Raw genomic sequence first — 11,307 nt, 5'->3', positions numbered from 1 at the left:
CAAAACGGGCGGCGAGAGTGGCGAGGGCGTCGAGAAGGTCCTCGCTGACGAGAAGGGCCTCGACTTCGCACGCGCGTGGGTGGAGTTTCCGGATCCGGCGGACGACGAGCAGGTCTTCCGGTGCGATCTGACCTGGTTGACCTCCCGCTGGAACTGCATCTTCGGCAGCGGCTGCCACGGCATCCAGGCGGGCCGCGCGGACGACGGGTGCTGCTCACTGGGCGCCCACTTCTCCGACGAGGAGGACGAGAAGCGGGTCGCCGGGCACGTGGCGAGGCTCACGCCGGACGTCTGGCAGCACCACGCCGAGGGCACCGAGCACGGCTGGGTCTCCGAGGACGACGAGGGCTCCCGTCAGACCCGTCCCTTCCAGGGCTCGTGCATCTTCCAGAACCGGCCCGGCTTCGCCGGGGGCGCGGGCTGTTCCCTGCACATCCTGGCCCTGAAGGAGGGCCGGGAGCCGCTGGAGACCAAGCCGGACGTGTGCTGGCAGCTCCCGGTGCGGCGGACGTACGAGTGGATCGACCGGCCCGACGACACGCGGGTGCTGCAGGTGTCGATCGGTGAGTACGACCGGCGCGGCTGGGGTCCGGGCGGGCACGACCTGCACTGGTGGTGCACCTCGGCGACCTCGGCGCACGGCGCGGGCGACCCGGTGTACGTCTCCTACCGGCCGGAGCTGATCGAACTGATGGGCAAGGCGGGCTACGACCGGCTGGCCGAGCTCTGTGAGGAGCGGCTGGCCTCGCAGCTGCCGTTGCTTGCACCACATCCGGCGGACCCTGCCCGCTGAGGCCGGGCGCTGCCGAGACGGGCGCCACTGCCGTCGGGCCGCGGAAGGATCAGGAGCGCCCACGCCGGGCCACCGGGACCGGAACGCCGGAACCTGGAGGGCCCGAGACCGGAACGCCGGGACCTGGAGGGCCGAGGCGTTCTACGAGCCGGTCGGGGCCGGGGTGCCGCTGTTGCCCGGCAGCGGTGGCGAACCGCCCGTGCCGCCGGTCGGGGACGGTCCGGTCGGCGTCGGGTCCGGACCGGGCGACGTGGGCGAGGGGTCGTCGGTGGCTGAGGGGTCGGTGGTGGGCGGCGGGTCGGTGGGTGACGAGGTGGACGGGGACGGCTCCGGGCCCGGGTCGGACGGGGAGGACGGGGACGGGGAGTCGCCGGGGGCACCGGGGCGCGGGCCCGGGTGCGACGGGCCGGGCGCGGTGCCGTAACCCTCGATGGAGACGACGGCACCGACGGGAGAGACGCCCACCCGGGCGCTCCAGTGGCCTGCCGGCTCGCGCAGGTGGTCGACGTACACCTTGACCGTCAGGGCCTCGCCGGGGCGCAGGGTGCCCGACTTCTGGCTCAGGTAGAGCCAGGGAGCGCTGGTGGACGCGGTCCAGCGCACCGGTGCGTCGCCGGTCGCGGTGAGGGTGAGCAGTGTGGTGTCGCCGTCGTGGCCGGCCGTCACCACCAGTTGCCGGGCGTCCTTCTCGGCGCCGGAGACGCTGACGACCTCGACGGAGACGTCGGCCTTGCCGTTGCCGCCGAAGCGGGTGCCGGGGGTGGTGGTCGCGTTGCCGGTGTTCTCGTAGCCGTGGCCGGCCTCGGACTCGGCGTCCGGGCCGTCGGGACTCTGGGCCTCACTGGCGGTGGCCGAGCGGCCGCTCCCGCCCTCGGCGACCGGGGTGCCGCGGTAGGCCGCCCACAGGGCGAGCACGGGGGCGGCGATGACGGTGGCGACGACGGTCGTGGTGACGGCACGCGCGCGGAGACGGTCCCGCCGGGCCGCGCGGTCCTTGGGCGCCATCGGGAAGCCGCGCCGGTCGAAGCGGGGGGCCGAGCCCCGCGCGCGCGGGGGGTGCGCCATGGCGACGTGCAGTGCCGCACGGGGGGCCACCAGGACGGGCAGCTCGGCAGGCGTCACGCTCGTACCGGGCCAGCGGCCGGGGATCGCGCCTTCGGCGGTACGGCGGCAGCGCGGGCAGTCGTCGACGTGCCGGACCAGCTCACGGCGCAGGGCCGCACTCAACACGTACTGGTTGTCGCCGGTCAGGCGGGCGACGCCCGGACAGGTGCCGGTCTCCACGACGGCGAGGGCCGCGCGGGTGCGCTCGACCTCGCAGGCGGCGGAGGCGAGCAGCTCCCGGGCGGCGGCCAGGTCCATGCCGAGGACGGCGGCGACCTCGTGGGCGGCGAGGTGGTGGCGCACGGCGAGTTCGAGGGCCTCGCGCTGCTCCGGGGCGGTGCCGGCGGCCTCCGGCCAGGCGAGGAGGGCGAGGTCTCGGTGGGGCGGCCGCCGCTCCTCGCCGCTCCCGTCGCGCACGGCGCGCCCGCTGTTCCCGTCGCCGCGTACCGCGCGCCCGTTGCTCCCGCTTTGTCCGGCACGTCCGTCCCGCTCGCCGTACGCGGTGGCCGGGAGTGCGGGGCGCTGTCGATCGGCGTCGGGGCGGCCCGCCGCGTGGCTGCTCGGACGTTTCTGCTTGGCCTCGGCCAGCTTGCGCAGGCAGGCCCAGCGGGCCAGCGCGTACAGCCAGGCCCTGCGGTCTCCGGCGGACTCCGGGCCGCGGTGGCCGCGGCGCTCGGCGAGTACGAGGACGTCGCCCAGCGCGGCGGTCGCGGCGTCGTGGTCGCAGAGCACGGACAGGCAGTACGTGAACAGGCCGTCCAGATACGCGTCGTACGCGTCGTAGCGCGCGTGCGGCCGCTGCGCCAGCGTGCGCGCCGCGGTGCGGTCGCGCGCCTCCCGGTGCGTCCGGTGGGCGCCGGTCGTGCGGGTCGTTGTCTCCGGACTGCTCCTCATCACCCGGCGACCGTAGGGCGCTATGGGTGGCGCGCACTGGCGCGTTGGGCACTTTTAATCCGTACGGGTGAAACGATCCCTCATAAGGGGACAGGAAGCTGTCGTTCCGCGGCTGGCCAGAGGTGGGCAGTGGCCCGTTCGGGGTGGACGGAGTCGGTTGGAGGCCAGTGGAAGGCCGCTGGGAGGCCGGTTTGTGGCGAGCGGGCGGGCGGCCGAGGCGGGGGCGGGAACGGGCAGGTCTGGTGGGGCTAGGTTCTCGTGGCATGCGTTGTCAGTGCGGGCGGTTACGGTTCGTGCATGGCTGCCCGTACGAAGACCACCAAGGAACGGCCGTCCTACCGCTGCACCGAGTGCGGCTGGCAGACGGCCAAGTGGCTCGGCCGCTGCCCCGAATGCCAGGCCTGGGGCACCGTCGAGGAGTACGGCGCGCCCGCGGTGCGTACGACGACGCCGGGGCGCGTCACCACCTCCGCGCTGCCCATCGGCCAGGTCGACGTCCGGCAGGCGACCGCCCGCTCCACCGGCGTGCCCGAGCTGGACCGGGTGCTCGGCGGCGGCCTGGTGCCCGGCGCCGTGGTGCTCGTCGCGGGCGAGCCCGGCGTCGGCAAGTCAACGCTGCTGCTGGACGTGGCGGCCAAGTCGGCGAGCGAGGAGCACAAGACCCTCTACGTCACGGGTGAGGAGTCGGCGAGCCAGGTGCGGCTGCGCGCCGACCGCATCAAGGCCATCGACGACCACCTGTACCTCGCCGCCGAGACCGACCTCGCGGCGGTCCTCGGCCACCTGGACGCGGTCAAGCCGTCCCTGCTGATCCTCGACTCCGTGCAGACGGTGGCCTCTCCCGAGATCGACGGCGCCCCCGGCGGCATGGCGCAGGTGAGGGAGGTGGCGGGCGCCCTGATCCGCGCCTCCAAGGACCGCGGCATGTCCACCCTCCTCGTGGGCCACGTCACCAAGGACGGCGCCATCGCCGGCCCCCGCCTCCTCGAGCACCTGGTGGACGTCGTCCTTCACTTCGAGGGCGACCGCCACGCGCGCCTCAGGCTGGTCCGAGGCGTCAAGAACCGCTACGGCACCACCGACGAGGTCGGCTGCTTCGAGCTGCACGACGAGGGCATCACCGGCCTGACCGACCCCAGCGGTCTGTTCCTCACCCGGCGCGCGGAGCCCGTGCCCGGCACCTGCCTGACCGTCACCCTGGAAGGCCGCCGCCCGTTGGTGGCCGAGGTGCAGGCTCTCACCGTCGACTCCCAGATCCCGTCCCCGCGACGCACGACCTCCGGCCTGGAGACGTCCCGCGTGTCCATGATGCTGGCCGTACTGGAGCAGCGCGGCCGCATCAGCGCCCTGGGCAAGAGGGACATCTACTCCGCCACGGTGGGAGGCGTGAAGCTCTCCGAACCGGCCGCCGACCTGGCCGTCGCGCTCGCCCTCGCGTCGGCCGCCAGCGACACCCCGCTGCCCAAGAACCTCGTCGCGATCGGCGAGGTCGGCCTCGCCGGTGAGGTGAGACGGGTCACGGGCGTGCAGCGCCGGCTCTCCGAAGCGCACCGTCTGGGCTTCACGCACGCCCTGGTACCGACCGACCCCGGCAGGGTCCCTGACGGCATGAAGGTCCTGGAAGTCGCGGACATAGGGGACGCCCTGCGGGTACTTCCGCGTTCGCGTCGGCGAGAGGCCCCACGGGAGGAGGAGGACCGCCGGTAGACTTTGCCCTGGTCTCGCCCGTCCGTACGACCGAGTGTGCGACAGGGCAGCACCTGAGAACCTGCGACCGGAGGAGTGCAGTGGCAGCCAACGACCGGGCAGCAGCTCCCGGAAGGTCCGGTGGGAGCGCCGGTGCCGATGGCCTGATGCGCGCCTCGCTGAGCGCGGTGGCGCCCGGCACGCTCATGCGGGACGGACTGGAGCGGGTCCTGCGCGGCAACACCGGCGGTCTGATGGTGCTGGGCTGGGACAAGACCGTCGAGTCGATGTGCACGGGCGGCTTCGTGCTGGACGTCGAGTTCACCGCGACCCGGCTGCGCGAGCTGTGCAAGCTCGACGGCGGCATCGTCCTGTCCTCGGACCTGTCCAAGATCCTGCGGGCGGGCGTGCAACTGCTCCCCGACCCGACGATCCCCACGGAGGAGACGGGCACCCGGCACCGTACGGCGGACCGGGTCAGCAAGCAGGTCGGTTACCCCGTCGTCTCCGTCTCCCAGTCCATGCGGCTCATCGCCCTCTACGTCGACGGCCAGCGCCGCGTCCTGGAGGACTCCGCGGCGATCCTGTCCCGTGCCAACCAGGCCCTGGCGACCCTGGAGCGCTACAAACTCCGCCTCGACGAGGTCGCGGGCACGCTGTCGGCGCTGGAGATCGAGGACCTGGTCACCGTCCGGGACGTGTCGGCGGTCGCCCAGCGCCTGGAGATGGTGCGCCTCATCGCCACCGAGATCGCCGAGTACGTGGTGGAGCTGGGCACGGACGGCCGGCTCCTGGCGCTCCAACTGGACGAGTTGATCGCCGGCGTGGAACCCGAGCGCGAGCTGGTCGTGCGGGACTACGTGCCCGAGCCGACCGCCAAGCGCTCCCGTACGGTCGACGAGGCACTCGCCGAGCTGGACAAGCTCAGCCACGCCGAGCTGCTCGAACTGTCCACGGTCGCCCGCGCCTTGGGCTACACCGGTTCCCCGGAGGCCCTGGACTCGGCGGTGTCTCCCCGCGGTTTCCGGCTGCTGGCGAAGGTCCCGCGGCTGCCGGGCGCGATCATCGACCGGCTGGTGGAGCACTTCGGCGGCCTGCAGAAGCTGCTCGCCGCCAGTGTGGACGACCTCCAGACGGTGGACGGCGTCGGCGAGGCGCGGGCGCGCAGCGTGCGGGAGGGCCTGTCACGGCTGGCGGAGTCGTCGATCCTGGAACGGTACGTCTAGCCGTACGGCTAGCCGTACGACTGGCAGAACGGCTAGCCGTACGACTGGTAGTACGGCTGAGCGCTCCGGCTGAGTCATACGTCTGAGTCGGTGCGGCCAAGCGGCCGCTCCGACGTCAGTCGCTCTTCAGCACGAACGACGCCCGCACCTTCTCGAACCCCGCGGCCTTGGCCTCCACCAGGTACGTCCCGGTCTTGGCCGAGCCCGCCGGAGGCGTCCCGCACTCGGGGGCGCTCGGCTTGCGGTCCCACTTCGCGGTGTAGGTGATGCCGCTGCCCGCGGCCACCCGGTACCGCAGACTGCCCGAACCCTTGACGCAGTCGTCGGAGGACCAATAGACATCGTCGGCGTCGGCCGGCGTGATGGTCAACACCGTGTGCTTCGGGCCGAGATCGACCTTGCAGTCGCTGCCGGAGGTGTTCCGCGCGGTCAGTTCGAAGGCGGGCGTCCGACCGGGCGTGTAGTCGTTGCGGACACTGCGCAGACTCAACTTCACCGCACCGGCGGTGCAGTTGGGAAGAGCCGAGTCGCCCGGCAGGGTGTCTCCCGCGTCGACGCCGGCCGCCGCACCGCCCGCGGAGCCCCCTCCGCCGGCACCGCCCGATCCCCCGGTGCCAGCGTCACCACCGGCCTCACCACCGCCGCCGGACCCGGACCCGTCGCCGGAGCCACCGCTCCCGGAGCCCGTGCCCGACCCGTTGGAGTCCCCACTCCCCGACTCGTCGCGTCCGCCGGGTGCCTGACTGATCGCCGGCCCGGAACTCGAGGGCCCCGGAGTGATCGAAGGGGCCGGGTTCTTGCCGTTGGCGCCGTCCTCGCGGTCCTTGCCGCCGCCCCCGCCCCCGGCGACCACGACCCACGTGATCAGCAGTGCCAACAGGGCGAACAGGGACAGCAGTACAGCCCTCCGTCGCCAGTAGATGGTGGAGGGAAGCGGCCCGACCGGATTGCGCAGAGATCCCACGGCGCAAACTGTACGAGAGATCGGCGCGTTCCCTTGTCCCACCCGCCGTTCAAAGCGGCAACTTTTACGGATCATCATTCCGGAAGCCGGCCACGGCCCCCTGCCGATCGTCAGGTTGCCCAGGTGACGATCGCAGGGTGTGACCGTATCCCGCTGTCGCTTACCGTCAGTGAGCATGACCTTCGAGGACGACGAGCTCTACCGAGACATCACCGGCTTCGCCCACGACACCCCAACGTGGGTGCAACACACGGTGGAGGTGTGGACAGAGGCGGGAATCCTGTTGTTCGGCGCGCTGTTCGTGGCCGCCTGGTGGCGGTCGCGCCGCGGCAGCTCCCAGGCCTTCGCGATCGCGGTGCTTGCACCCGTGGCCACGGTCGTGGCGTATGTGTGCAGTGAGCTGCTCAAGTCCGGTTTCACCGAGGAGCGTCCGTGCCGGGCGGTCGCTGCGGCGGTGCCGTCCCTGGCGGAGTGTCCACCGACCGGCGACTGGTCCTTCCCGAGCAACCACGCGACGATAGCGGGCGCCTCGGCCGTCACCCTGGCCCTGATCCGGCGCGTGATCGTCTGGCTGACGGCCCCGCTCGCCCTGCTGATGGCCTTCTCCCGTATCTTCGTCGGCGTCCACTACCCGCACGACGTCGCCGCCGGGCTGCTGCTCGGCGCCGTCGTCGCCGCCACGGCCGTACACCTGGGCAGGCGCCCGGCGACGCGGCTGGCCGAGGCGATGCGCGCGTCGCCGGCGCCCGCGGTGCGGTGGCTGACCGGTCCGGGTCCGGCCATGCCGCCCGCAGCGGCCGCGTACGCCCCCTCGCATCGGCGCCGCTGAGACGCGTCAGGTCTCCGTCTCGACCAGGCCCGCCTCGTACGCCACGATCGCCGCCTGCACCCGGTTGCGTACCTCCAGCCGGTCCAGCACCGCGCTCACGTACGCCTTCACCGTGCCCTCGACAAGGTGCAGCCGGGCAGCGATCTCCGGGTTGGACAGTCCGGCACCGACGAGGCCGAGGACTTCGCGTTCCCGTGGGCTGAGCCGTGCCACACGTGCACGGGCGTGCTCCTCGCGGGCGAGCCGGCCGCCTCCACCGCCCTTGCCGAGGTCCTCGATGACGTAACGGGCTACCTTCGGGGACAGGAAGGCGGCGCCCTCGGCGACTGCCCGCACACCCGCCATCAGTTCGTAGGGGTCCCCGGACTTGAGCAGGAAGCCGGTGGCGCCGCCCGCCAGCGCCCGGGTCACGTAGGCCTGTTCGGAGAAGGTCGTCAGCATGGCGACGGCCGTGCCGGGGACGGTCCGTACGATCTCCTGCGCGGCGGCGAGTCCGTCGAGGCGGGGCATGCGGATGTCCAGCAAGGCAACATCGGGGCGGTGCGCGCGGGCCAGTTCGACCGCCTGTCGGCCGTCACCCGCCTCGGCGACGACCTCGCTCTCGCCACCGCTCGCCAGGATGGCGCGCACCCCGGCCCGCACCATCGCCTCGTCGTCGGCCAGCAGTACCCGGATCACCGTACGGACTCCTCCTGTTGCTCGCGTCGCTCCTGTTGCTCGCATCACTCATGTGGCTCGTACTGCTCCTGTCGCTCCTGTCGCTCCTGTTGCTCGTGCCGGCCGTTCTGCCGGAGTCCCTCGCCGGACGGTCCAGCACGGGGGACGACGTCCTTGGCGACCAGGTTTCCGTCATCGTCGAAGCAGAGTCGGAAGTGGTCGACGGAGACCAGGAGATCACCGCTCGACCGGTAGTAACGGCAGTCGGCGCCCTTCGGGGGCTCGGGCGCGCGTTCGGAGGGTGGATCGTGGATCGCGCGGTCCGGCAGTACGGGGACGACCTCGTGGTACGGCGTGCCCAGGCGCAGTCCCGCGTAATCGGCGGGGCTGAGCACCGAGTGCGTCTCGGTGTACGCGTACCAGCCGAAGGCCGAACCGACCAGGACGACGCCCCCGCCGGCGGCGGCGCCCAGGCCGAGGGCGACCCGGCGGCGGGCGCGGGTGAAGGGCTCCGAGGTGACGGCGGCGGGGGCCGGGGCGGACGTCTGCTGTGCGGGGACGTACGCCCGGACGCGGAACCCCTCGCCGTGCGGGCCGGCCCCGAAGTCGCCGCCGACCGAGGCGACGGCGGCGCGCAGCCCGAGCAGACCCGAACCGCCCGACGAGGGAGAACCGGCCTCGGTGGCCCGCCCGTTGGACACGGTGACCGTCGTACCGTGGGCCTGGCCGGTGACCGCCACGACGACGGGCGCGCCCGGCGCGTGCCGGGCCGCGTTGGTCAGCGCCTCGCGCACCACGCGGTGCAGCAGGCGTTCGGCGACGCCGCCGGAGGCCGGGGCCGGGGTGGTGGTGTCCTGTGGTTCCCAGCGGACGGGGAGGCCCGACTCGGCGGCCCGGGCGACGAGTTCCTCGACGCTTTCGCCGGCCGGAGCCAGTGGGGCGGGTTCGTCGTGGACGGACACCTCGCGCAGTACGCCGATGATGCGGTGCAGGTGGTCGGTGGCGTCGGCGGCGGCGACGCGCAGGTCGGCCGCGGCGACGCGGTGGCCGGCCGAGAGCCCTGGGGCGACCTGGAGGGCGGCGGCACGCAGGGCGAGCAGGCTCAGTTCGTGGCCGAGGGAGTCGTGCATGTCCTGGGCGATCCGGGCGCGTTCGCGCAGCCTGGCCCGTTCCTCGGCGTGCCGCTGTTCGTCCTCCAGCCGGGCCGCCCTGAGCCAGCCGGCCTCGGCGAGGGCGCGGCTCTGCCGCCAGTAGCGTCCACCGAGCCAGGGGAAGACACAGCCGAAGAGCAGCGTCCCCGTCAGGACCAGCCACTCGGGCACCGGGTCGACACCGACCAGCACGATCCGCACCGTGCCGACGACGCCGGCACCGACGAAACCGGCCACCGCTGGACGCGCCCGCTGTGCCCGCAGGCCCAGCAGCAGGGCGAAGACGCCGAGGGCGGGACCGTAGGACACGCTGAACAGAGCCGGTGCCGCGGCCAGGCCCAGGCCCGCCGTCAGCGCGAAGGCGGCGAGCGGCTGCCGCCGGGAGAGCGCGACGGCCACGGCAAGGATCCCGAGGCCGGCCAGCTGCTGCCAGAGGGGACGCGGCTCGTTCATCCCCAGTCGGTCCGCGGTGACGGCGGGGAGAGCGAGGGTGGCCCAGAGGAGGGCACCACTACCGAGGGGAGTGAGGCGGGCGGAGGCGCGACCGGGCCGCGCACCGCCGCCGCGACCGGGGCCCGCGCCGTCGCCGGGCCCCGCGCCGTCGCCGGGTTCCACACCGCCGGTTCCGGCGTCGTAGGCCGGACGGGTACCTTCCATGGGACGGACGCTACAAGCGGCGAGCAGGGTGGCGCCCCTGCCGATCGTCAGGTGTCACGCCCGCCACCGGGTGGCGGTGCACCCGCCCGGTGGCCCTCCCGTGGCAGGATCGAAGGGTCATGACTGCGCCCACGAAACCCTCGAACAACGGCCCCTCCGACCCCACCGCGGTCCCGGCCTCCGCCGCCTCCGCGCCCCCGGGACCCCCTGCCGTCTCCGTGCCCCCGGGGCCCGTCGCGGTCTCCGGCGTCCCGGCCACCGTCGCGGCCGGCGCCACCGTCTCCGCGAGCGGTGCCGGTGTCCCCGCGTCCGCCGCGTCCGACGAGCGGGCCGCGTCCGGTGTGCCGCTGCACGCCCCCGTCATCGACTGGTTCGACGAGCACGCCCGTGATCTGCCGTGGCGGCGCCCGGAGGCCGGCGCGTGGGGGGTGATGGTCAGTGAGTTCATGCTCCAGCAGACGCCGGTGAGCCGCGTTCTGCCCGTCTACGAGCAGTGGCTGGCCCGCTGGCCACGCCCCGCCGACCTCGCCGCGGAGGCGCCCGGAGAGGCTGTCCGCGCCTGGGGCCGGCTCGGCTACCCGCGCCGCGCCCTGCGCCTGCACGGCGCCGCCGCGGCCATAACGGAACGGCACGGAGGCGACGTACCGGCGGACCACGCCCAGCTGCTGGCGCTGCCCGGCATCGGCGAGTACACGGCCGCCGCGGTCGCCTCCTTCGCCTACGGTCAACGACACGCCGTACTGGATACCAACGTCCGCCGCGTGTTCGCCCGGGCGGTCACCGGCGCGCAGTACCCGCCGAACGCCACCACCGCCGCCGAGCGGAAACTGGCGCGTGCGCTGCTGCCGGACGACGAGGCGAGCGCCGCCCGCTGGGCCGCCGCCTCCATGGAGCTGGGCGCACTCGTCTGCACGGCGAAGAACGAGTCGTGCCACCGCTGCCCGATCGCCGCGCAGTGCGCCTGGCGGCTGGCCGGCAAGCCCGCGCACGACGGGCCGCCGCGACGCGGCCAGACGTACGCGGGCACCGACCGGCAGGTACGCGGCCGGCTGCTCGCCGTGCTGCGGGAGGCGCACGGGGCGGTGACGCAGGCGGCGCTCGACCATGTGTGGCACGAACCGGTCCAGCGCGCCCGCGCCCTGGACGGCCTCGTCGCCGACGGCCTGGTGGAGCCCCTGGCGGACGGGATGTACCGGTTGCCGCTGAGCTGAAGCCGCAGCGCAGCGGTGGAGGACAGCGGTGGAGGACCGTGGTGGAGCAACGCCGCTGTGGCTTCTGTGACAGCGGCACCGCCGGGCGAATCCCTCTTTACCAGCCCCAAATAGCCCACTGCTTCAACCCGTCCC

9 protein-coding genes are annotated in these 11,307 nt (G+C 73.5%); 5 read left to right on the top strand and 4 right to left on the bottom strand.

Annotated features, from left to right (window positions below; all coding sequences use genetic code 11):
- Positions 1-793: DUF3109 family protein (locus ABEA26_RS32760; RefSeq protein ID WP_425587938.1), on the top strand; the 793-nt coding region annotated here is incomplete at its 5' end.
- 141 nt (positions 794-934) lie between these two features.
- Here ABEA26_RS32760 and ABEA26_RS32755 read toward each other — a convergent pair.
- Positions 935-2,791, bottom strand: coding sequence for a BACON domain-containing protein (locus tag ABEA26_RS32755; RefSeq protein ID WP_345597270.1), 1,857 nt, complete (start codon positions 2,789-2,791; stop codon positions 935-937).
- A gap of 297 nt (positions 2,792-3,088) precedes the next feature.
- Here ABEA26_RS32755 and radA point away from each other — a divergent pair, with 297 nt between their 5' ends.
- Together radA and disA are read left to right on the top strand one after the other, a co-directional pair.
- On the top strand, positions 3,089-4,498 hold the full coding sequence (gene radA, locus ABEA26_RS32750; protein ID WP_345597269.1) for a DNA repair protein RadA: 1,410 nt from the start codon (positions 3,089-3,091) through the stop codon (positions 4,496-4,498).
- An 80-nt stretch (positions 4,499-4,578) separates the two neighbouring features.
- A complete protein-coding gene (gene disA, locus ABEA26_RS32745) occupies positions 4,579-5,703 on the top strand; it encodes a DNA integrity scanning diadenylate cyclase DisA (protein WP_345597267.1) in 1,125 nt (374 codons plus the stop codon).
- A 115-nt stretch (positions 5,704-5,818) separates the two neighbouring features.
- Here the strand turns inward: disA and ABEA26_RS32740 are convergent, their stop codons facing one another.
- Positions 5,819-6,667 carry a hypothetical protein gene (locus ABEA26_RS32740; protein ID WP_345597265.1) on the bottom strand — a complete coding sequence of 283 codons (849 nt, stop codon included), beginning with the start codon at positions 6,665-6,667 and terminating at the stop codon, positions 5,819-5,821.
- 175 nt (positions 6,668-6,842) lie between these two features.
- Here ABEA26_RS32740 and ABEA26_RS32735 point away from each other — a divergent pair, with 175 nt between their 5' ends.
- Complete coding sequence (locus ABEA26_RS32735; protein WP_345597264.1) at positions 6,843-7,496, top strand: phosphatase PAP2 family protein; 654 nt, start codon at positions 6,843-6,845, stop codon at positions 7,494-7,496.
- Positions 7,497-7,502: 6 nt separating this feature from the next.
- Here the strand turns inward: ABEA26_RS32735 and ABEA26_RS32730 are convergent, their stop codons facing one another.
- Entirely contained in the window at positions 7,503-8,174 is a 672-nt protein-coding gene (locus tag ABEA26_RS32730; protein ID WP_345597262.1) for a response regulator transcription factor, read from the bottom strand.
- Positions 8,175-8,218: 44 nt separating this feature from the next.
- Entirely contained in the window at positions 8,219-9,961 is a 1,743-nt protein-coding gene (locus tag ABEA26_RS32725) for a sensor histidine kinase (RefSeq protein ID WP_345597260.1), read from the bottom strand.
- A gap of 119 nt (positions 9,962-10,080) precedes the next feature.
- On the opposite strand from ABEA26_RS32725, the gene ABEA26_RS32720 reads away from it, so the two are divergent.
- Entirely contained in the window at positions 10,081-11,172 is a 1,092-nt protein-coding gene (locus ABEA26_RS32720; RefSeq protein WP_345597258.1) for an HhH-GPD family protein, read from the top strand.
- Positions 11,173-11,307 lie beyond the last annotated feature (135 nt).

Source organism: Streptomyces marokkonensis, from assembly GCF_039539045.1.
In the GTDB taxonomy this organism is placed as follows: Bacteria; Actinomycetota; Actinomycetes; order Streptomycetales; family Streptomycetaceae; genus Streptomyces; species Streptomyces marokkonensis.
The sequence above is the reverse complement of the archived record's forward strand: the minus strand, read 5'-3'. Positions and strand labels throughout refer to the sequence as shown.